This window comes from Cognataquiflexum rubidum (assembly GCF_022538115.1).
GTDB classification, from domain to species: domain Bacteria; phylum Bacteroidota; class Bacteroidia; order Cytophagales; family Cyclobacteriaceae; genus Cognataquiflexum; species Cognataquiflexum rubidum.
This window is the reverse complement of record NZ_JAKZAL010000022.1, coordinates 37630-58597: the sequence shown is the minus strand read 5'-3', so window position 1 is coordinate 58597 and position 20968 is coordinate 37630. Positions and strand designations below refer to the sequence as shown.

Here is a 20968-nt window from a genome sequence, read left to right as displayed (position 1 = left end):
GAGCGCGCAAAGCTAATTATTTTTACGGTTTCCCGCGGATTTGTCATCGTTTTTGAGATTGACATACAGGTGGTAAAAAGAAATCACAACCGACAGCAGGCAAAAAAGTAAAATCCAGACAGGAAATTTCATGCTGCTTTTTTGCTGCAAGTACCATCCAAACCACGTCCCTGCCCCGATGATGACAAAAAGTTGAAATGAAAGGCCTATATATTTGAGATAGGTAGGCGGATCAGACGGACTGTAACTGTTTTTGGGGTTTGTCTTCGGCATCTGAGTTTTTGGATACGACCATTCCTTTGGACATCATCTGACATTTGCCATTGAAAACCGCACCATTTTCCACGATCAGTTTTTGTGTGGTGATATTGCCGTTGATTATTGCTGTCTTTGTAAGGTAAAGGGTACCTGAGACAAACACTTCTCCGTCTATTTTTCCGGAGATTTCTGCTTCAGGCGCAGTGATGTTTCCTTTGATCAAAGCAGAATCGCCAACCACTATTTTGGTCTTTGATTCCACCAACCCCTCGAGTTGACCTTCAATCCGGATATTTCCAGCCGCAGAGATATCTCCCGTGATTTTTGTTTCTCTGGAAATAACATTGGTAGAACTGACCATGTCGGCTACCGATTTTTTTTCTTCTGTCTTGTTATTGAACATAGCTAATCAAAAGTGATGAATTCCTGAGGATTAAGTGGTGTGCCTTTGTACCATAATTCGAAGTGAAGGTGCTGACCGGTGGTGAGTTCTCCGGTGTTGCCTATGATGGAAATGATCTCGCCGGCACGGACGAGGTCTCCTACTTTCTTCAATATTACCGAATTATGTTTATAAATTGAAATCAATTCATTGGAATGTTGGATGCTGATAATGTATCCAGTATCCAAAGTCCACGAAGCCAAAATGACTGTGCCATCCGCAATAGCTTTGACCGGTTCATTTTCCTTTGCAACAATATCCACCCCAAAGTGGTCTTCCTTAGGAGCAAAAACGGCAGTCAATACGCCTTTGATCGGCGTAAAAAAGAAGGTCTCGGCAAATGAACCGGTGGAAATCCCAACGGGATCGGATACCTCTAAGGGCGAACTGTTAAATTCATCGAGGATGCTCAAGGTCGCCTCACTTGGTTCGAAAACAGTATTGCCAAAAGAATCCCGTGTAGGAATGCCGGGTGCCATTTCTGCCATTGCATTGGAATCAACGCCTTCATTGCCACTGATGATTCCTTGGATATTGGCCAGGTAAGCATCTTTCTGGCTGACGGCTACCGATAAGGAATCGACAATATCAGACAGCATGAGAATCTTGGCGGTGTTTTCGGTTTCCATGTACACGGGATCAAACCATTGCCTCAAAATGGTCCTCGTCAACACCAGAGAAACAAAAAATATTACCGAAAGAGAAAGAATACCCAGAATGATGGCCCTCGAAAATGACACATTGAAAGATCCCACAACAGAAAAATCGTGCTTCTTTCTGATCACAATGAGGTACTTTTCTGTGAGCCAGTTCCTTATTTTTATCCTGATACTCAATATTTCTTCATTTGGGTTGTGACCGTAAAAATATAATATTATTCGTAAGCGTTAATTAATTTACATCATTTCAAGTAATTTGGGCGTTCTAAGCCTTTGGCCTACCCATGAATAGAATCATTTTCCTTCTTTTGTTTCTTTGCTCTTTGGTGCTGCTGTCGTGCTCTTCGGAGAAGAATACCTTTACCAATAGGCTTTTTCACAATACAACAGCAAAATACAACGCTTATTACTATGCCGATGCAAAAATCCGGGAATTAGAGACCGGCATCGCCGCTAACCATCGGGAAGATTTCAGTCAGGTACTTCCTGTTTTCTATCTCATCGACAGCGCCTTTATTGATTCCAATGAAGAACTGTTGGAGGAGGTGCGGTCATTTGCTTCCAAAGCTGTGGATTGGCACAGGATTTCGAAATGGGTGGGTCCAAGTTATTTTCTGATCGGGATGGCGGATTATTATGAAGCCAACTTTGACGATGCGAGCAATACATTTAAATACCTCAATGTCAACGGCAAGAAAAAGGACATCCGCCACCGAAGTCTGATCCAACTGATGCGGCTTTTTACGGACTTGGAAAACTTCGACGATGCGGCCTATGTGATTGACTTCCTTTCCAAAGAATCCGGAATCAGCTCAGAAAACAAATTTTTGCTATACAAAACCCTTGCCTACTACTACCATAAAAGGGGTGAACTGAATGGCAAAATCGGTGCCCTCGACAAGTCTCTCAGCCATACCAAAGACAAAAAAGAGAAATCACGCATCAACTTTATCCTTGGACAGCTTTACCAAAGGGAAGGAATCGACGCCTTGGCATACGATTATTACCTTAAATCCGTGAGAGGCAACCCTCCTTATGAAAGGGCATTCTTTGCGCAGCTGTATGCACAGCAGGTCGCAGAACTCAATCAGACAAAGGACATCGACAAAGTCAGAAATTACTTTGATGGACTTTACAAAGACAGTAAAAACAAAGACTTGAAAGATGTCATCCTCTTCGAAAAAGCAAACTTCGAACTGAAGCAGGGAGAAATTGAGGCAGCCGAAAAGCTATTGATCCGGGCAGCCAAGGAAGAAAGCCAAAACCCGATCCAAAAAGGCTATATCTACGAAAAACTGGCTATGATCAATTTTGACAAGAAAAATGATTTCAGGGCAGCAAAGTTTTACCTAGACAGTGCTTTGGCCAATTTCCGACCGACAGATCCTTTTTATCAGGATATTACTGTCAGAAAAAAAGTCCTGGACAACTACGTCCTCCACTACGACATCGTCACCAAAAATGACAGCCTTCTCCTACTTGCTGAACTGAGTATTGAAGCCCAAACATTGATCGCAGAGAATTTCATCAAACAGGAAGAAGAGCGGTTGCTGAGTGAGGCGGCTGCCAAGGATGACAAAAAACCATCCGGCATATTCGACAACCTCTTGGCCTTCGGAGGAAGAGGCGGCGGAGGGGAATCTTTCTATTTTGATAATTCCGTAGCCATTCAGCAGGGTTCCATAGACTTTAACAGAAATTGGGGCAACAGGCCCCTGCAGGACAATTGGAGGAGAACAAGCCAAAACTTCCAGACTTCATCAACCCGTCCCGCGGAGGTGACTACCACCTCGTCAGATACGACTGCCACGGAAGAGAATCCGATATTGTCAGGACTCCCGACCACTGAAGAGCTGCTTTCAAAAATCCCAAGTAATCCCGAACAGATCAATGAAATGAAATTGGAATTGGAGCGGTCTTACTTTGAGCTGGGAAAAATTTTGTTTTTTGACCTCAAAAATCCCCCAATCAGCATCGAAAACCTCGAAAGCCTGATTACCAAGTACCCCAACACGATCAAAAAACCCGAGGCATATTATATCCTTTACCTTGCCAACAAAGAAACCGGAGGCAATACCGACATTTTTGCGCAGCGGCTCAACAGGGAATTTCCGGATTCACCGTTTACCATGTCGGTCAATAATCCCGACCAAGCTTCAGGCAATGTCGCTTTCCTCGAAACGTCCCGAAGTTACAAAACGGCCTACGAATTGTACCATAACAATCAGTTTGGTGAGGCAAAGACCCTGATAAGGTCCACGCTCGAAGCACATCCGCTGACTGCCAATACCAACCGACTCCTCCTATTGGACATCATGGTCACAGGTAAGACTGAAGACATCTCAAGGTATCAGGAAAGGCTTGAAAACTATATACAGACCACCGAGGATGAAGGGCTTGTAGAAATGGCAAGAAATATGCTAGGTGCATTTAAGGTAGATGAAGAAGTGGCGGAAGCCGAAATTACCGAACAAAATGAGGCTGAAGTGCAGGAAGAAACCGTCGCGGAAGAGGGTGTCGCTGAAGAAGAGGAAGCAGAAGCAGAATCTCCCTACAAAAATAATCCTAACCAAACCCATATATTTGTGATCGTGCTCGGCGCAGATAAGTCAGGCGAATCCAAAAACCTCCTCGCAGATCTGGAAGGTTTTCACAATGAAAACTTCAAAGGATCAAGACTGCGGACCGGAAACATGAACTTAAGCAGAGAAAATACGATTTTCATTGTCAGTCCATTTATCTCCGCCCAAAAAGGAATCGAGTACCGCAAAATATTCATGGAAGGATTTAAGAATGAATCATTGACTGACGAAGACAAGGGCAACTGTTTTCTGATTTCGATCGAAAACTTCCAAGAACTGAACAAAAGGAAAAATCTGGACGAATACAGAAATTTCTACAAGAATTCATATTATTAACTATGTATGTTTGCAATGATGCCAGTTGTTGGAATTCAATTTTAATTCTTGCGTGCGGACGTAATTGCCCGGTACATCCCTGTCCGACGGCAGGCGGGGGTCTTCCGACTTCCGTCTTCCGTCTTCCGTCCCGTTTAAAGAGTATAAAGGATTACTGGCAAAGAAGCATATATCCACAATAAACAATCACAGTACCAAATACCTGAACATAGATGACCCAAAAAATAATTAAATATATCTGGATGGTTTTTGCAGCGGGACTCTTGGGTTTCGTTTTGTTTGTCTGGGCAGTAAGCGGAAATTTCCTCGGACTTTTCGGTGAATTGCCTGATTTCAAAGAACTCGAAAATCCCCAAAGTGAGCTCGCCTCGGAATTGTATTCCTCAGACGGGGTTTTGCTCGGAAACTATTTCAGAGAAAACAGAAGCCCCGTGGCCTACAGCGATCTTTCTGTAAACCTTGTCAATGCGCTTATTGCTACGGAAGACATCCGGTTCAACGACCATTCCGGCATTGATTTCTTCAGTATGGGGCGGGTGCTGTTCAAGTCCATCATCCTCCAACAGGGCACAGGTGGTGGCAGTACACTCAGTCAGCAGACAGCCAAAAACCTCTTCAAAACCAGAAACCTTGAATCACAGGGGATATTGAGCAGAATCCCCGGTTTGAGGATGCTTATTATCAAAACCAAGGAATGGATCGTTGCTGCCAAGCTGGAGAAATCCTACACCAAAGAAGAAATTTTGACTTTGTACCTCAACACTTCTGAATTTGGCAGCAATGCCTACGGCATCAAAACTGCCGCAAAAACATTTTTCAACAAAGAACCCATTGATCTCAATATTCAGGAATCTGCCACATTGGTTGGTTTGTTTAAAGCTCCTTCTTATTACAGTCCTGTATTCAATCCGGATAATTCTTTGAGAAGAAGAAATACCGTTTTGGGACAAATGGAAAAATATGATTACCTCACCGAGGCTGAATTTGACTCCATATCCAATATTCCGATTGAGTTGGATTACCGGGTTGGCAATCAAAACCAAGGATTGGCAACCTACTTCCGAGAAGTGATCAAAGCTGACCTGATCAAATGGACCAAGGAAAACCTCAAATCTGATGGTACTCCCTATGACCTGTTTGGAGATGGGCTGAGGATCTATACCACCATTGACAGCCGCATGCAGCAGTATGCCGAAGAATCTGTTGAAGAGCACATGCGGGAGTTGCAGAAGAAATTTGAAAAAGAAATGGGTACCCGTGCCCCATGGATCGACAGCAACGGAAAGGTTATTCCTGATTTCCTCGAGACTGCCGTCAAGCGGACTGATGCTTACCGAAATTTGGAAAAAAGGTACGGTGCCGGTGCTGATTCCATTGACATCAAGTTGAATGAGAAAAAGAAAATGAGGATATTCTCATGGGAAAAAGGAGAAATCGATACCCTGATGAGTACCATGGATTCGATGAGCCATTACAAAAAACACCTGCAGACCGGCTTCGTCTCTATGGATCCGCATACCGGCCATATCAAGGCTTGGGTCGGTGGTATCAACCACAAATACTTCAAGTTTGACCATGTGAAGCAAAGCAAAAGACAGCCGGGCTCGACTTTCAAGGCCTTCGTCTATGCCGCTGCCATCGAAAATGGCTACAGCCCTTGCTATACAGTCATCGATCAACCTGTAGAAATCAATACACCGGGACAGCCAACCTGGAGTCCAAGCAATGCGGACGGGAAGTTCTCTTATGAAAAGATGACGATCCGTCTTGCGATGGCACAGTCCATCAACTCCATTACTGCCTTTATGATGAAAAAACTCGGTCCAAAGGTTGTGGTCGAAACTGCCCACCGATTGGGGATCACTTCTGATTTGGAAGAAGTCCCCGCACTTTCCCTGGGAACTTCCGATGTATCGGTGTATGAGATGGTCGGTGCCATGGGCACTTTTGTCAACAAAGGAGAGCATATCGTTCCTTTCTACATAGACAGGATCGAGGACAAAAACGGAAACTTATTACAGCAATTTACCCCGAAGAAAAAACCTGCCATGAGCGAAGAACACGCCTACCTGATGGTATACATGCTTCGTGGAGGTTTTGAAGAATCAAGAGGAACCTCACAGGGGGTATCCTGGACACTGCGGGATGAAGGCAATCAGTTGGCAGGTAAAACCGGTACTACCCAAAATGCCTCTGATGGTTGGTACATCGGAATGAGCAAAGACCTCGTGTCCGGAGCGTGGGTTGGTGGAGATGACAGGGCGATCCACTTCAGAAGTTGGACTAATGGTCAGGGCAGTCAGACAGCTAGGCCGATTTGGGTCAAGTACATGGCCAAAGTCTACGCCGATCAGACCTTAGGCTATACCAAAGGACCTTTCCCAAGACCTGAAAGACCGCTGAGCATCGAGATCGATTGTGACAAATACGAATTGGAAAACAGCCGGTTCACGGATTTTGATTACGATCAGAAGAAGAATGATTTTTAGTCCATGGTTGATAGTCGATAGTCCATGTTTGAAAGTCGACAGACCACAGTCGACAGTCCATAGCCGCGGCAATTGAACTTCAATCCGAGTTTGATTTGGTAGGGGCTGTAAGAGGGAAGAAACATGCTGTTTATTTCTTTTTCCAATTTCATGCTTACTCACCTCACCATAGAATGGATAAGTTGAAAATCAGTTCATGACACTATGGACTATGGTCTGTCAACTATTGTCTCTTAGAGAAAAACCATTTCTAGAAAATAAATTCAGCCTTTCACAGGGCTGTTTTTTTTATATTTGCACCCATGCAGGCATCCTCCTACCTCGTTGAAGACTACCATTCCCTTCCGGATCTGCCGGGAGTGTACAAGTATTTCAATGCCGAAAATGAACTCATCTATGTGGGTAAAGCAAAGAGCCTGAAGAAAAGAGTGGCTAGCTATTTTGTCAAAACCCTCGGCATCAATTACAAAACCAAAAGGATGGTGAAGGAGATCCGAAAGATCGAAATCACCATCGTGGACACAGAGTTTGATGCCCTGCTGCTGGAAAATAACCTGATCAAAAAGATCCAGCCCAAGTACAACATCATGCTCAAGGATGACAAGACCTATCCTTACCTCCTGCTGACCAATGAGCCTTTTCCCCGGCTGTTTCCCACCAGAAGAATGATCTCCGGAAGGGGAACATACTTTGGACCATTTGCCAGTGTCAAGGGGATGAACAATGTCCTCGAACTCATCCGTGGCATTTTTACCATCCGTACCTGTCGCCTCGACCTGAGTCCGCCCAAGATCAAAGAAAAAAAGTATAAAGTCTGCCTCGAGTACCATATCGGCAATTGCCTTGGTCCCTGTGAAGGGCTTCAGACCGAAGCCGATTACCTCAAAGAGATCGAACAGGCCAAGCATATCCTCAAGGGAAATCTGGGAGTACCCAAAATCCACTTCAAAAAGAAAATGCAGGAGGCAGCCGAAAGCCTGGCTTTTGAAAGGGCGCACTATTTCAAAAACAAACTCGAACTCCTCGAAAAATACCAAGCCAAATCCATGGTGGCCAATCCGGCCATCCACGACCTCGATGTTTTTGGGATAGAGTCGGACGAGAAATCTGCCTATGTCAACTTCCTCAAAATCAAAAACGGCGCAGTCATCCTCACCAAAACCGTCGAACTCAAAAAGAAACTTGATGAAACGGACGGAGAACTTCTTCTGACGGCCATCATCCGTCTGCGGGATCAATTCAACTCCGAGTCACTGGAAATCATCGCCAATATTCCCCTCGAAGAGGAATTTGAAGGACTAAACTTTGCCGTCCCAAAAATCGGGGACAAAAAGAAACTCGTCGAACTCTCCCTCAAAAACGCCAAGTACTACAAAAAGGAAAAGCTGCTTGCCTCCGGTGAAGTGCAGGACAAGAAAAACCGCGTACTCCGGCAGCTACAATCGGACCTTTCTCTCAAGGAACTGCCCATCCACATCGAGTGCTTTGACAACTCCAATATCCAAGGAACCAATCCCGTGGCAAGTATGGTATGCTTTATCAACGGCAAGCCCGCCAACAAGGAATACCGCCACTTCCATATCAAGACCGTCACAGGTGCAAACGACTTTGCGAGTATGAAGGAAATCGTGGGCAGAAGGTATGAGCGCATCCTCGAAGAGGCAAAGCCACTTCCCAAGCTGATCGTCGTCGATGGCGGCAAGGGACAGCTGTCTTCCGCTGTGGAGGCGCTGAAAGAACTTGGCATCTATGGTCAGGTGCCGATCATCGGGATTGCCAAGAGGCTGGAGGAAATCTACTTTCCCGAAGACAACTACCCGCTGCATATCGACAAAAAATCCGAATCCCTGCGTCTGATCCAAAAGATCCGGGATGAGGCACACCGCTTTGCTATTACCTTCCACCGTCAGGTCCGCAGCAAAAACGCCTTCAACACCAAGCTGACCGATATCGAAGGCATCGGCGAAAACACCGCCAACAAACTCCTGAAACACTTCCGCTCTTTCAAAAAAATCCAGGAAGCCGATATCGAAGCCCTTGCCGAAGTGGTCGGCAAAGACAAAGCCGAGAAGGTGTATTTGGCGGTGAGGCCGGATGGGGATCAGAAAGATCAGGAAGGGCCAAGCTTTATTTAGGAGGAGGGGTATCTCAAGATTTAAGAATTCTCTCATCCATAAACAAGCGCTTTAGATTTATTAATGGAGTTGATTAAGATTGGGTTTTTTAGAGTTTGCTCTTCTACTAAGTCAACTTCACGTCCAAATAATTTCTCCAATCTTTCCTTGAAATCCATATAGTTGTCAAAATACTTTGATAATTCAATGGGTTTAAATCTTACAAGAAAATCAATATCACTTTCTTTATTGAAGCTAGAATTTAGTACTGAACCAAATAGATACAGCCTTTCCACATTGTACATGGAACAAAGTTTTTTTAAGTCTTCTATATTTCGGTCAACTATTCCCATGAGGCAAATTTAGGCATAAAATGTACAATTTTTTGTGATAGCAAAATAATTACCGGAAACGTTGGACCCCTTTGCATTCACCTTTCACCGCCGCAGAAACGCCTTCAACACCAAGCTGACCGACATCGAAGGCATCGGTGAAATCACTGCCAACAAGCTATTGAAGCACTTCCGCTCCTTCAAAAAAATCCAGGAAGCCAATATCGAAGCACTTGCCGAAGTCGTCGGCAAAGACAAAGCAGAAAAGGTTTTTTTAGCGGTGAGGCCGGAGAGGGATCGGGATGAGCCGGGAGGGGAAAATGATCTGTAGGTGGTTGGCTTTGGGGATCTGTATTGAAAAGTTTTAGGTTTTGAGCAAAGAGAGCTTAAAAACTTTAACTCGATTGGTGGTTATATTTTTTACTTCGCTTCTATCTCTGTTAAGTTGTCATTATTCCAAAGGAGTCCAATGTAGTCTGTGTCGTTCTCTTTAATTGGTTCAAAATTTATCTCAAATTGTTTACCCCCTCCTTTAACGTTTGGGTTATATGGTGTAATAGCTGCTAGATAAAAGTCCTTAGTCCAATCGTCCTTAAATCTTTGTTTGATGTTCAATTGTCCCTTTAATTCTTTGTCCACACAAGCAATGATTTGATCTAATGTGTCAATAATGCGGTGAACTCCATTTAGTTGATCACCATAAGGTCCGGCATTATTTCCTTCTAATATAAAAACTGTTGGCTTTCCCTGTCCTGCTAATTGATGTTCGCCTGTCCAAGTGTAATTTTTGGATGGATTATCACCCTTGATTCTGGTTGTTAGCTCTCCGATTTTGTGATCTTGAATCTTTATTTTTCGTCCGAATAGAAATTCACTTATTAGTCCCATTTTTTGTTTTCTTTTAGTGTTCCTATTTCAACAGCAACTTGTTAACATCCTTCAATTGAATTTTGGGTAAACCCCTAATTCAATCAAGTTCTGGATTAACCTTATACCTGTATCATTGGTATCGTGGAAACTCAATAATCCAAACGCAATTCAACCACTACCGGCAAATGATCTGATAAGATTTGGGTAGTGTCAGTGCTAATGACATTTGCTTTAGTCACTTTATCAACCAAATTTTTTGATGCAAAAATATAATCCAGTCGTCTTTGATCCCCATGTTCGCCTTCTTTTTCAATCAATGTTGGAAAGCTTCCTGTAAAAGCATAAGAAGAGCCACGCATCTTGGCATCAAGATCAGTGAATCCAAAATCCATAACTTCCTGGATCACTGAATAATCCAGATTACCCTGATTTAGGTTTACATCTTTGTTCTTTTTGTCCATTTCATCGAAAAAAGGTTCCAGCCTTCCATGTGCATAAAATTCCGAATCAAGTGGAGAGAGGTTATTGAAATCGCCGGCAAGGATAACTCCGGCATTTGAAGGAAGTCCTTCAACATCCTTAAGGATTTGATCTATTTCGTTTTTTCTGATTTCCCAGTTGCTGGGGTGCAAATGAATAACGTAATAATATATGTCCTGTATCTTCACCCGCAGTAAGCCATGATGGAAGCCTTCTTTGATTCTGTATATATCTTCTATGGGATATCGGGAAGTAATACCGGTTGGAAATCCATCCTCTTTCAACAAGACCGAATATGCATGCCCATAACTTTTGGCATCTTCAGCTAACTTTTGATGGGTATATTCATTAAGTTCCTGAAGTGATACAATATCAGGTTGTTGCCCGTTCATCCATGCAATCCATGCCTTTTTTCTTTCCGGTACTTCAGTAAATCCATACCAGACATTGTAACTGATAATTTTCAGATTATCGGATTTTTGATTTACCTTATTTTTCTCTGAATTACACGAATAGAAAAAAAATGTACATAATACGATAATGGCTGCTGTTCTAATCTTTACAGATTTATTCATTATTGAAGTAATTTTTTTGATTGGTTTTTTTGAATGTCAGCAATGCTTCCTGTTGCTCCTGTTATTAGAATTGGTTTCATTTTCTATAAATGCTCCCCAAAGGATTGTATAGCAACAATACTAGTTGTTATTTTTCAATCATCTAAACTTAATCTCTTTTAGATATAAATCCAATCCTTCCGTATTCTGAGTTACTTGACTAGTGGGATTTTGATATGGAGTGACAAAATAGCTCTTGAATAAAAAAACCGTACTTTCTGAAAGTACGGTTTGGGAAATCTTCCAAAACAGATCTGAAAGATGATTGCTTCCTGACCTGTTTTGTGTTTGGATGGGCATGGGATAATTTAGCGGAACAGTCCAAATTTCAATCCGATATAGCCTGTCAATCCCGAAATATCTGACTGATTGAAGTTGCGGTACTCCATCTGTCCCACAAACCGGTAACCGGCCCCGACATTCAACCGGACGTATTTGTGCAGGTTGACTGCCAACAATGCGGAAGGTTCGAGCTGAAAGAAATTGGCTTCGCCAAGACCTACATTTCCGTTTTCATTGTCCATTTCCACTTCCCCATAGCCGATATAGAGGGGAAAGCTTACGTGCAGCAGGTTTTTGGACAATAGGGTATATTCCGCAAATCCGCCGACTGACCAATAATCCATATACACATTAGGGACGGTTTCGCTTTGCGGCCGGATATCATTTACGGAGGTATTGAAATACGCCCCAAAGGCAATATTGTCCTTAAGGTTTACACCGCCTCTCAGGTTGAAAAGTGAAGCACTGCCTCCGTCCATTTGGGTAAAGCCAAAAGACGGTGCTACAAAAAAGCCCAAATCTTTGGTATTTATTCGTGTATTGTTTCCAAAAAGAGTTTTGGCTTCGCCTTCTTCTTGGGCCATCAGATTACTATGGGAAAGTGTAAGGCAAAGAACAATTAGTGTGGAATAGAGGATTGTTTTCATATTATTTGATTTTAGGTTTTTTTACTGTTGTTGAAATACGAGTTTGTCGCCGCTGTCTTCAAATCTGATGGTATTGCCACTTTGGGAGATAAAATACCAATCATCACTGAGTTCGTACAACTCGGAACTTTCCGGAAAATCCATCCGCAATTCCACCCGGCCGTCATCCCTGAAAACAAGGTAGGTGCCGTTGATGGAGGTTCCGGTTTTGGAGGCGACAACCGAACCATCCGAGTTGAACAAAAAAGTAAAAGGGCTGAAAATTGCTGTTTTGTCCCTTCCTTCTTCGACAAACTCTGTTATAATCAATCCATCAGGCAAGGTGAGTGAAGCATTGATGGATTCGGTCGAATTCTGAGGGCTGAGGTTGTCCTCATTTTCACAGGCAGTAAGCGCAAACAAAATGCAAAATGCGATTAGGATTCTAGTCATATTTCTGATCTTATTTAGGTTTAGTCCAAATAACGATAAGGGCATTTGCGGGTTGGGTTTTTTGAATTATTTTTTTCTTTTTCCGTAAAAAGCCCCTTCTGACTACCTGTAGAGGTATTAATCAAAATGGAACCATCTCCAAGCCATTGGCTTGCTTTGACTCCTATTTACATTTTGACAATACCCGATGTGGATTTTCATTATTCAAAAAGACTTCAGAAAAAGGGGTGGGCAGTACGACATATTTCGGAGTAAGAAAAAAAAGGTGTTTCAATACCTTCCGAAGGTCCGCGTCATACTTCGGAAGGTAGCCATCATACTTCCCTGAGTACGCAGGGATTTCAAAAAATAGACTTTGAATCAAAAAAGGGGGAAACGCTATTAATTTCTACTGAACATTGATACCGCCATCAATAACCTGGGTCGTGCCTGTGATAAACTGACTGTCGTCGCTTGCCAAAAACAAGACGAGTTTTGCAATTTCAATGGGTTTGGCATACCGGCCAAGGGGGATGGTCAGCTCGAGTTGCTTCTTGACCGCATCTCCCTGACCCGGGGAAAATCCTTCTTCGAGCGAACGCATCATGCGGTTGTCGACCGGGGAAGGATGCACACTGTTGACACGGATTTTTCTTGGAGCAGCCTCCACCGATGTCGCCCGCATGATGCCTACGCCGGCATGCTTGCTGATGATGTAGGCACTGACATTGGGACTGCCCAGCAAGCCTGCCACTGAGGAGGTGATGATGATGCTGCCGCCGTCATTCATGTGGGGCAAGACGTATTTATTTCCCAACCAAACACCCCGCACATTGACGGCAATGACTTTGTCAAACATTTCTTCCGGGTAGTCAACGATCGGTTTTACCGTTCCCTCAATTCCTGCATTGTTAAAAAACACATCGATTTTTCCAAAGGCTTTTACTGCCGTGTCCACGTAACTTTTGACATCCGATGCTTTGGTCACATCCGCCACACAATACTGCACGGCTTTTCCTCCCAATTCTTTCACCGCTTTTTTGAGAGGCTCTTCCTCCAAATCTACCAACAGGACTTTTGCTCCTTCTTCTAAAAATAGCTTGGCCGTGGTCATGCCGATACTGCCTGCACCACCGGTAATGATGGCAACCTTGTTCTCTAATTTTTTCATCTCAAATTGCTTAAATTAAAATCAATATGTTTTTGTGTTTTCTAATTCTTAAATCAATGTCGTTCAGTTAAGCTTTTGCGTACTACAAACCTTTTCCAAAGTTGGGATCAGACCATGAAAATCTTAAAACCCATTCCGAACTTTGGAAAAGTTTATCAGATCCCCCTAACTAAATGACATTGATTTTTAATTCCTGATTGCTGCCGGAGATTTGTCAGTTTTATTGATTGGATTCCTTTTCTTTCATCTTTTTCATCATTTCCATCATTTCCGGGTTTTTCATCATGGACTTGCACATGTCCGACATCATGGTGGTGTCTTCTTTGGCAGTTTCCATCATTACTGACATCATGCGTTTTGACATTTCAGGATTTTCTTTCATCATTTTCTTCATCATGCTTTTGTCTTCCATCATGACATTCATTCTTTCGTGCATCAGCATTTTGCCGTGGTCGCCGGACATGATGGCCTGCATCATTTCTTTTGACATATCATGGTCGCTGGCTATGTTGTTCATGATCTCCATCCTGGAATCTGATTCAGAAAGAACCTGCTTCGGTGACTGACATGAAGCAAACAGCGCGGTGAGGGCAATAAGCCCAACAAATTTTTGTAGTGTTTTCATAGTTTTAGTGGTTAGTTTTTATGGGTATTCGCAATGTTGCACTTTGGGCTGGAGGAGCCTTTATCTTATTCGGACTCTTGTCCACGGACGACAGTTCACCCTCGACAGAACCTGAGTTACCTCTCGTGATAAACACTGTTCTGTTTTCCAGCTTTTTCATATTTCCACAATCATTTTTCCTTTGTTTTTTCCATCAAACAAATCAATAAATGCCTGGGGAATATTATCGAAGCCTTTCACAAGGGTTTCGCTAAAGGTGATTTTGTCGTCTTTTAGCCATGCTGATAATTGTTTGATGGCAGGCGGAAATTTTTCCTTTAAATCACCAATAATAAATCCTCTCATTGTAGCACTTTTGGTGAGAATGATGGGTTGCAATCGGGGGCCCAACTGAACCTCAGTTTCATTGTAGAGCGATATAGCACCACAAACAGGCAGTCGGGCGTACTTATTTATGTTTGCTAAAACAGCGTCGGAAATCTCTCCACCGACATTATCAAAGTAGATATCTACCCCTTTCGGACAGGCAGTTTTGATAGCATCTTTTAAATTTTTTGCTGTTTTATAATTGATGGCATGATCGAAATTAAACTTTGATGTAAGTAGAGATACTTTTTCATCCGAACCGGTAAGGCCAACCACCCGGCAACCGTGCAATTTGCCAATTTGACCCACTACTGTCCCAACTGCCCCTCCTGCTCCGGAAACGACAAGAGTTTCGCCTTTCTTGGGTAACCCTATTTCCATCAAGCCTAAATAAGCCGTAAGCCCTGTCATGCCTAATATTCCCAAATAGCTTGATAATTTGGCGTCAGCTTTATTCACCTTAACTAAGTCTTTACCATCAGAAATCTGATATTCCTTCCAATCCAAATTATCCGAAACAAAATCACCCTTTTTAAAATCGGCATGTTTACTTTCTATTACCTCGGCGATAATTCCCGATTGAATGGGTTTATTTAATTCAAATGCAGGGGTATATGATTTAACATCATTCATTCTGCCTCGCAAATAGGGATCGACAGAGACATACACTGTTTTTAAAAGTACCTCACTGTCTTTTGGTGCCGGCATTTCTTCACTACTGATTTTAAAATCATGAAGTGTTGGTTTTCCATGAAAGCGTTTGTTCAAAAGGATAATCTTGTTCATGATTTTTAATTTTGGTGAACGGCTTTCTCTATTGGAACTTCTCCACTTAGAATTTCGAAAACCTGGTTCTGTTTAACGCCATCTTCCAAGGCTTCCACTAGTGTTTTAGCTACATCCGCTCTTGAAATAGTCCCTTGAATTTTCAGTTTCTCATTGAGTTGAATTTTGCCTGTTCCATCCTCGTCTGTCAAATGACCAGGTCTCACAATACTATAATTCATACCACTTGAACGCAGGTGATCATCTGCATTTTGCTTTGCTCTCAAATAATCTTCAAGTTCGTCACTCACAGATGGATTATCTGCTCCCATAGTGCTCAACATGACAAACTTCTCAAGTCCTGCCTCCTTAGCAGCATCTGTTAGCCTTTTTGCGCCCTCCTGATCCACACCTATTATATTTTTACCTTTTGATCCAGCCGCAAAAATTACTTTATCCGCATTTTTCATCACGTGGTTTACATCTTCCTCTAAATCGGCAAGTACCGCAGATACACCTTGCTTTTCAAAATAATCTTTTTGATCCTGTTTTCTGACCATCGCTATAGGTTGATAGATTTCTGATCTCCTTAATAAATCGATGATGATTCTCCCTGTGGTTCCGTTGGCACCTGCCACTAATACATTTTTTCTTACTATTTGTAAGGCCTTCATATTTTTTAGTTTTAATAAATTTTTAGATTACACATGCTGTTTATTTCTCAGAATTTCTCCATGACTGCCATGCACCAGTCGACCAAAGTGCCCAAGCTATGAGAACTGGTGGCGTAGCTTACTTTTGCTCGGTTGGTAGGATATGCACATCGTTTACATTCACTCGAAGCGGTTGCTTGAGAGCATAATAAATCGCTTCCGCTATATCCTCTGGTTCAAGTGCAGTCATCTTCTGCATTTCTGTTAGGTTACCTAAAATATCTTCATCAGTTATGGTATCCAGTAGGTTTGTAGCTACAACTCCCGGTTCTATAGAGGTAACGCGTATGCCATACGTTGGAGCTAACTCCTGTCGCAGTCCTTCGGTAAACATTTTCACCGCGGCCTTTGTGGCGCAATAAACGGCACCGCCCGGAAAATAACTATAAGATGCGGTTGATGAAATATTGATAATATGTCCGCTTTTATTTTTTATAAGGGTAGGAAGAACAGCTGCGACACCATTCAACACGCCTTTTATATTTACGTCTACCATTTTCTCCCACTCGTTGGTTTTGAGTTTCTCAACAAACGATAAAGGCATCAAGCCCGCATTGTTAATTATGGCGTCTACAGTTCCATAAGCTTCGAGTGTTTTGGCAACTAACCTGTCCATATCAGGCATCTTGGTAACATCTGCAATGACAACCAAGGCCTCACCAGTTTCCTTCTCGATGGACTTCTTCAGCGCTTCCAGTTCATCTTTTCTCCGTGCAGAAAGTACTACTTTAGCACCATTTTTGGATAGTTTTAAGGCTGTTGCTTTGCCTATACCACTGGAGGCTCCTGTTATTATGATGACTTTTCCTTTCATTTCCATTTTACAATTAATTTTAGTTTCACTGAATTTATGTTTTGATGCAACCGCATGTTAAAATGGATCATTGAGCTCACTTACACGGATAAGCTTCTTATTGACAAACTCATGGATTCCCAGCTCGGAGAGTTCACGGCCAAATCCCGAACGCTTGGTTCCGCCAAAAGGAAGGTCAGCCTGTGTCCAGGTAGGGTGGTTGATAAATACCATTCCGACATCAATCTGATCGGCAATCCTTTTACCGCGCTCGATGTCTTGGGTAAAAACAGATGCCGCCAAACCAAAATCAGAATCGTTGGCAAGGGCGATGGCAGCCTGTTCGTCTTTTACCACATAGAAGGAAGCCACCGGACCAAATAATTCTTCATGGTAGGCAGCGATACCAGGTTTCAGGTCGGTGAGTATGGTCGGTTCCATAAAGGCACCTTCTCGGTCTGCACGTTTTCCTCCCAATAAGATTTTAGCGCCTTGGTCAACGGAGCGTTTTACCTGATCAGCTACTTGAACGGCTCCTTCTTCACTGCTCAAAGGGCCCAATTCTGTCTCGGGATCCATCGGATCACCTACTTTCATTATTGAGAGCGCATCCTTAAATTTTTGGATAAATGTGTCTGCAATGGCCTCCACTGCGATGAAACGCTTGGAAGCAACACAACATTGACCGTTGTTATTCATCCTGCCGACAACTGCCCATTCGACGGTTTTATCCATATCGGCATCCTCAAGGATAATAAAGACATCGTTTCCGCCAAGTTCCAAGACCACCTTTTTCAGATATTTCCCGGCTTCCATGGCGACACTTGCGCCGGCCTCTTCACTTCCTGTCAGGGAAACTCCTTTGATTCTTTTGTCGGAAACAAGTGCAGACGCACGCTTGCCTGAAATAAAGAGATTGGTGTACAATCCCTGAGGCGCTTCTGCTTCTGCAAAAAGTTCTTCAAGAGCAGCGGCACATTGTGGTACGATGGAGGCGTGCTTGAGCAAAATAGTATTGCCGACCATGATATTGGGAGCGACAAAGCGGGCTACCTGATAGAATGGAAAATTCCAAGGCATAACGCCTAGCAAAACCCCAATAGGACTGCTGCGTACTATGGCCGATCCAAATTCAGGATCGAGAACTTTATCTGCGAGAAATTCCTCTCCATGATTAGCGTAATAATCAAATATATCGGCGCTCAGGTCGATCTCGCCTTCGGCCTGCGCTAGGATTTTTCCCATCTCCAAGGTAATGGTTTGAGCGAGTTCTGATTTTTTGACCCGCATGAGGGTGGCGACTTTGTGTAGTAAATCAGCCCGGTGCTGGTAGCCGGTTTCTTTCCAGTTGGTAAAAGTTTCCTGTGCTTTGGCTACTTTACCTTCCACTGCCGTCTCCGTCATTTCTTCGAATGACTTTACTGTTTTATTTGTAAAAGGATTGGTTGTTTGAATGGCCATATTGGTTTGTCTTTAATTTAATAGGATAAGGATCTCTTCCTTACCTGTGTCGAAAGCACTTCCGGGAGTATGCTTCCATTCCATGATCCGAAGAAGAGGAATCAGAAATGGCAGCAGACCTAAAAAAAAGCTTTGATGATGATGTGTCTCCCCAGCTCAAAATGTTAGGCTTTGGTTGGCATTTGTTGCGATATTTGCTCAAAAAATTGTCTTGAGGGATAGAGTTAGCTACCTTATTTCAAAGTAGCCAAGCCAAAAAAAGACAGCATGAGTAATCCTCCCTTTTCCAGCTTAATTGGGATCAGGCTTTTGCAGAATCCATTTGTTCACAGATCTCTGCACATTTTTTGCAGGCCTCTGCACACTCTTTACAGCTATCATGGTGAGCGGCATGTTTTTCACATTCTGCGGCACAGGCCCTGCAGATTTCTGCACACAAAGCGTGGAGTCCCGACCCGTAAACAGATCCCCTCGCATCAAACCTTGCACACAATGCGCAGATGTCAGCACAGTCCCGGCATATTGAAATACAATTCAGGTTGCTTTCTTTGATACAATCGGTGATGCATTTTTCGCAGGTCACCAGACAGGCCAAGCAAGCGTCAATACAACTTCTCAAGTTTTCCATTTTGTTGTGGTCTAAATAATGAAAGAATTATTACAATCTTAAAGGTGACCATCTTTGAAGCGGTAAGCATTGTGGATATTAAACAACATGTTATGTATATCCCACATTTTGCCTATGTACAATTGCAAAGGTTTGGGTAATCTGTTGTTTTCCTTTGTCCAAAAAAAGGTCTAATGACAATGGATTTCTGCCATCTGTATGGTTTTGAAACAGGGGGATTTTACCGACTTCTTATGGGTTACCTTAGTGGAAAAAAAGAGTATTTCAATACCTTCGGAAGGTATTAATCAGGATTCTGGTTTTAAAAATGGTCTGAAAAACTAGTTTACAAAACTTTGAAAAATTCTTTGATCAGGAGCTGATATACTTTGTCAACCTTTGGATTTGGACCCGGTGCATCCGCTGCAAAATGATAGGGTAAAGGTTTGATATGATGTTCAAAGCCATCGTCAGCAGCAATGTGATGACATGACCATTTGACAGGAGTATCATGCATACAATGGTGGTCACAATAAAAGCTCCTAAGTGCCCGAATTCCGATTGTCTGGTTTGGAAATCAAAATTTTGGATCCCGGATTTGGTTCCGTTAAAGTATTTTTTTCTGTTCTTTTCCTTTCCCCAAAATGCAATCAATAAGAATGACCTGAAGAATTTTATCCCCAAAATGTTGTAGGCAGCAGAGAGGGCTTTTGGGTTTTTGACCTCATAGTAGGCATCGGGTAAGAGTCTGCTGCTTGGATGGGCAAATCCCGTAAATGCAAAAATTCCTGAAATGAAAAGGTTGAGCAATACCGCCAAAATGAAGCTCAGCAACAAAGATAATCTGTCAGGGGATGCAGTGTCAAATACAAGAATGAGCTTGTAGGTATTGTAGGCCAAAAAGATCGAAATCAAGGGAAAAAATATCTTTTTAAGCATGAGGGAGTGGTTTTTTTATGGGAACAATTAAGCAGGGAAGAAAGGATTTAAGAATCATAATTTGCCCTAGGGATTATTTTGATTTAGTGTACAACAATTCAATTCCGTCATATATTCCCTGTGGGATGACAGAGTTGTGGGTGGCGTTTTCGTATTGCTTGTATGTCATTACTAATTTTTCGTTGTCTTTGGATTTCAACTCTTCGGTAAGTTCTCCCAAAGGAATCTTCAACATATTGATTTCACCTGTGCCCATGGCAATGAACATTTTCGCTTCTTTTTGACTCAGAAGGGAGGCTTTATCCTGAAATATTTCCGAATCATTCCACCATATAGCCGGGGCAATCAGGATGTAATTGGCAAATAAATCATTGTAATTCACAAAGGAATAAAAAGCCAACAAACCGCCGAAGGAGTGACCCAAAATACCCCTTGTCTTGGCATCGACTTTATATTCTTTTTCAATTGATGGAATGACCCGGTTTTTCAGAAATTGCATAAAATGCTCCGCACCTCCCGTGTTGGTTTCATCCAAGAACATACCACCAAACTCAATTTTTAAATTCAACCAGCTTAAGTCATAAACAGATGGCGTGTAATCCATATTCCGCTGTTTGTGCCAGTCTTTTTCATTCCCTACTGATAATATTCCCACCAAAATCACCTCGTCCATTTCGCTCGACATGGATTTAAGGCGATAGCATCCCCTCACCAAATCCTGTAACCAATAAGCATCTAAATAATAGAGGATTTTATATTCTTTATCCAGTTGATAGTTTGATGGAAGCGTTATAGCGAGTTCATAAGCTTGGCCTTTATCGTTATTTAGCTGTTTGATAATTGTTTTGGGAGGGTTGATTTCTTTTGATAAGTTTTGGGACTTTGACTCAGTTACATGTAAAAAGAATGAAATCGAGAGGAGTAAAAGAATTTTGTACATAAGCCGGAATAATTTTGTGGTTTGAATAGGAGGCTTTCCGAATGCCCTAATAGAATTCGAAAAAGAGTAATT

General features: G+C 42.6%; 21 protein-coding genes. 4 read left to right on the top strand and 17 right to left on the bottom strand.

Features of this window, described 5'->3' with window-relative positions; genetic code table 11:
• Positions 1–12: 12 nt before the first annotated feature.
• From MMU05_RS19185 to MMU05_RS19175, 3 genes are read right to left on the bottom strand one after another with little or no spacing between them, the layout of a single operon-like run.
• A complete protein-coding gene (locus MMU05_RS19185; RefSeq protein ID WP_113923558.1) occupies positions 13–273 on the bottom strand; it encodes an AtpZ/AtpI family protein in 261 nt (86 codons plus the stop codon).
• The gene (locus MMU05_RS19180; RefSeq protein WP_241143281.1) at positions 233–661 is read right to left on the bottom strand and encodes a bactofilin family protein; all 429 of its coding nucleotides are present in this window, start codon (positions 659–661) and stop codon (positions 233–235) included. The genes MMU05_RS19185 and MMU05_RS19180 overlap by 41 nt, the downstream gene beginning before the upstream one ends.
• Before the next feature lie 2 nt (positions 662–663).
• Positions 664–1536 carry a M23 family metallopeptidase gene (locus tag MMU05_RS19175; RefSeq protein WP_241143280.1) on the bottom strand — a complete coding sequence of 291 codons (873 nt, stop codon included), beginning with the start codon at positions 1534–1536 and terminating at the stop codon, positions 664–666.
• A gap of 107 nt (positions 1537–1643) precedes the next feature.
• On the opposite strand from MMU05_RS19175, the gene porW reads away from it, so the two are divergent.
• The 3 genes from porW to uvrC all read left to right on the top strand — a co-directional run bounded on the left by porW (position 1644) and on the right by uvrC (position 8901).
• A complete protein-coding gene (gene porW / locus MMU05_RS19170) occupies positions 1644–4277 on the top strand; it encodes a type IX secretion system periplasmic lipoprotein PorW/SprE (RefSeq protein ID WP_241143279.1) in 2634 nt (877 codons plus the stop codon).
• Between the two features lie 212 nt (positions 4278–4489).
• Positions 4490–6766, top strand: coding sequence for a penicillin-binding protein 1A (locus MMU05_RS19165; RefSeq protein ID WP_241143278.1), 2277 nt, complete (start codon positions 4490–4492; stop codon positions 6764–6766).
• A gap of 302 nt (positions 6767–7068) precedes the next feature.
• Positions 7069–8901: an excinuclease ABC subunit UvrC gene (gene uvrC / locus MMU05_RS19160; RefSeq protein ID WP_241143277.1), complete on the top strand. Its 1833-nt coding sequence runs from the start codon at positions 7069–7071 to the stop codon at positions 8899–8901.
• A gap of 32 nt (positions 8902–8933) precedes the next feature.
• Here uvrC and MMU05_RS19155 read toward each other — a convergent pair whose 3' ends face one another.
• Entirely contained in the window at positions 8934–9233 is a 300-nt protein-coding gene (locus MMU05_RS19155; protein WP_241143276.1) for a nucleotidyltransferase family protein, read from the bottom strand.
• Between the two features lie 61 nt (positions 9234–9294).
• Here MMU05_RS19155 and MMU05_RS19150 point away from each other — a divergent pair, with 61 nt between their 5' ends.
• Positions 9295–9543, top strand: a complete 249-nt coding sequence (locus MMU05_RS19150; RefSeq protein ID WP_241143275.1) for a helix-hairpin-helix domain-containing protein — start codon at positions 9295–9297, stop codon at positions 9541–9543.
• Positions 9544–9632: 89 nt separating this feature from the next.
• On the opposite strand, the gene MMU05_RS19145 is transcribed toward MMU05_RS19150, so the two are convergent.
• From MMU05_RS19145 to MMU05_RS19085, 13 genes are all read right to left on the bottom strand, one after another.
• Positions 9633–10100, bottom strand: a complete 468-nt coding sequence (locus MMU05_RS19145) for a hypothetical protein (protein ID WP_241143274.1) — start codon at positions 10098–10100, stop codon at positions 9633–9635.
• Between the two features lie 131 nt (positions 10101–10231).
• On the bottom strand, positions 10232–11137 hold the full coding sequence (locus MMU05_RS19140) for an endonuclease/exonuclease/phosphatase family protein (protein WP_241143273.1): 906 nt from the start codon (positions 11135–11137) through the stop codon (positions 10232–10234).
• 347 nt (positions 11138–11484) lie between these two features.
• Positions 11485–12105: a hypothetical protein gene (locus MMU05_RS19135; RefSeq protein WP_241143272.1), complete on the bottom strand. Its 621-nt coding sequence runs from the start codon at positions 12103–12105 to the stop codon at positions 11485–11487.
• 21 nt (positions 12106–12126) lie between these two features.
• Positions 12127–12537, bottom strand: a complete 411-nt coding sequence (locus MMU05_RS19130) for a hypothetical protein (protein ID WP_241143271.1) — start codon at positions 12535–12537, stop codon at positions 12127–12129.
• Between the two features lie 388 nt (positions 12538–12925).
• Positions 12926–13687 carry an SDR family NAD(P)-dependent oxidoreductase gene (locus MMU05_RS19125; RefSeq protein ID WP_241143270.1) on the bottom strand — a complete coding sequence of 254 codons (762 nt, stop codon included), beginning with the start codon at positions 13685–13687 and terminating at the stop codon, positions 12926–12928.
• Positions 13688–13907: 220 nt separating this feature from the next.
• Positions 13908–14312: a hypothetical protein gene (locus MMU05_RS19120; protein ID WP_241143269.1), complete on the bottom strand. Its 405-nt coding sequence runs from the start codon at positions 14310–14312 to the stop codon at positions 13908–13910.
• Between the two features lie 156 nt (positions 14313–14468).
• Positions 14469–15464 carry an NADP-dependent oxidoreductase gene (locus MMU05_RS19115; protein ID WP_241143268.1) on the bottom strand — a complete coding sequence of 332 codons (996 nt, stop codon included), beginning with the start codon at positions 15462–15464 and terminating at the stop codon, positions 14469–14471.
• A 5-nt stretch (positions 15465–15469) separates the two neighbouring features.
• Positions 15470–16117 (bottom strand): SDR family oxidoreductase, encoded by a 648-nt coding sequence (locus tag MMU05_RS19110; RefSeq protein WP_241143267.1) that lies wholly within the window; start codon positions 16115–16117, stop codon positions 15470–15472.
• 118 nt (positions 16118–16235) lie between these two features.
• On the bottom strand, positions 16236–16976 hold the full coding sequence (locus MMU05_RS19105; RefSeq protein ID WP_241143266.1) for an SDR family oxidoreductase: 741 nt from the start codon (positions 16974–16976) through the stop codon (positions 16236–16238).
• Positions 16977–17027: 51 nt separating this feature from the next.
• Positions 17028–18410 carry an NAD-dependent succinate-semialdehyde dehydrogenase gene (locus tag MMU05_RS19100; protein ID WP_241143265.1) on the bottom strand — a complete coding sequence of 461 codons (1383 nt, stop codon included), beginning with the start codon at positions 18408–18410 and terminating at the stop codon, positions 17028–17030.
• 301 nt (positions 18411–18711) lie between these two features.
• Positions 18712–19038, bottom strand: a complete 327-nt coding sequence (locus MMU05_RS19095) for a four-helix bundle copper-binding protein (protein ID WP_241143264.1) — start codon at positions 19036–19038, stop codon at positions 18712–18714.
• A 351-nt stretch (positions 19039–19389) separates the two neighbouring features.
• Positions 19390–19956 carry a glycosyl-4,4'-diaponeurosporenoate acyltransferase CrtO family protein gene (locus MMU05_RS19090; RefSeq protein WP_241143263.1) on the bottom strand — a complete coding sequence of 189 codons (567 nt, stop codon included), beginning with the start codon at positions 19954–19956 and terminating at the stop codon, positions 19390–19392.
• A gap of 73 nt (positions 19957–20029) precedes the next feature.
• A complete protein-coding gene (locus MMU05_RS19085) occupies positions 20030–20896 on the bottom strand; it encodes an alpha/beta hydrolase (RefSeq protein ID WP_241143262.1) in 867 nt (288 codons plus the stop codon).
• Positions 20897–20968: the final 72 nt, after the last annotated feature.

What these genes read in the sequence shown, in the direction of transcription:
- MMU05_RS19140 (WP_241143273.1), bottom strand. Translation starts at nt 11,137, where the DNA reads ATGAATAAATCTGTAAAGATTAGAACAGCAGCCATTATCGTATTATGT.
- MMU05_RS19095 (WP_241143264.1), bottom strand. Translation starts at nt 19,038, where the DNA reads ATGGAAAACTTGAGAAGTTGTATTGACGCTTGCTTGGCCTGTCTGGTG.
- MMU05_RS19085 (WP_241143262.1), bottom strand. Translation starts at nt 20,896, where the DNA reads ATGTACAAAATTCTTTTACTCCTCTCGATTTCATTCTTTTTACATGTA.
- MMU05_RS19100 (WP_241143265.1), bottom strand. Translation starts at nt 18,410, where the DNA reads ATGGCCATTCAAACAACCAATCCTTTTACAAATAAAACAGTAAAGTCA.
- porW (WP_241143279.1), top strand. Translation starts at nt 1,644, where the DNA reads ATGAATAGAATCATTTTCCTTCTTTTGTTTCTTTGCTCTTTGGTGCTG.
- MMU05_RS19105 (WP_241143266.1), bottom strand. Translation starts at nt 16,976, where the DNA reads ATGGAAATGAAAGGAAAAGTCATCATAATAACAGGAGCCTCCAGTGGT.
- MMU05_RS19110 (WP_241143267.1), bottom strand. Translation starts at nt 16,117, where the DNA reads ATGAAGGCCTTACAAATAGTAAGAAAAAATGTATTAGTGGCAGGTGCC.
- MMU05_RS19165 (WP_241143278.1), top strand. Translation starts at nt 4,490, where the DNA reads ATGACCCAAAAAATAATTAAATATATCTGGATGGTTTTTGCAGCGGGA.
- MMU05_RS19155 (WP_241143276.1), bottom strand. Translation starts at nt 9,233, where the DNA reads ATGGGAATAGTTGACCGAAATATAGAAGACTTAAAAAAACTTTGTTCC.
- MMU05_RS19090 (WP_241143263.1), bottom strand. Translation starts at nt 19,956, where the DNA reads ATGCTTAAAAAGATATTTTTTCCCTTGATTTCGATCTTTTTGGCCTAC.
- MMU05_RS19125 (WP_241143270.1), bottom strand. Translation starts at nt 13,687, where the DNA reads ATGAAAAAATTAGAGAACAAGGTTGCCATCATTACCGGTGGTGCAGGC.
- MMU05_RS19120 (WP_241143269.1), bottom strand. Translation starts at nt 14,312, where the DNA reads ATGAAAACACTACAAAAATTTGTTGGGCTTATTGCCCTCACCGCGCTG.
- MMU05_RS19115 (WP_241143268.1), bottom strand. Translation starts at nt 15,464, where the DNA reads ATGAACAAGATTATCCTTTTGAACAAACGCTTTCATGGAAAACCAACA.
- MMU05_RS19180 (WP_241143281.1), bottom strand. Translation starts at nt 661, where the DNA reads ATGTTCAATAACAAGACAGAAGAAAAAAAATCGGTAGCCGACATGGTC.
- uvrC (WP_241143277.1), top strand. Translation starts at nt 7,069, where the DNA reads ATGCAGGCATCCTCCTACCTCGTTGAAGACTACCATTCCCTTCCGGAT.
- MMU05_RS19185 (WP_113923558.1), bottom strand. Translation starts at nt 273, where the DNA reads ATGCCGAAGACAAACCCCAAAAACAGTTACAGTCCGTCTGATCCGCCT.
- MMU05_RS19135 (WP_241143272.1), bottom strand. Translation starts at nt 12,105, where the DNA reads ATGAAAACAATCCTCTATTCCACACTAATTGTTCTTTGCCTTACACTT.
- MMU05_RS19145 (WP_241143274.1), bottom strand. Translation starts at nt 10,100, where the DNA reads ATGGGACTAATAAGTGAATTTCTATTCGGACGAAAAATAAAGATTCAA.
- MMU05_RS19130 (WP_241143271.1), bottom strand. Translation starts at nt 12,537, where the DNA reads ATGACTAGAATCCTAATCGCATTTTGCATTTTGTTTGCGCTTACTGCC.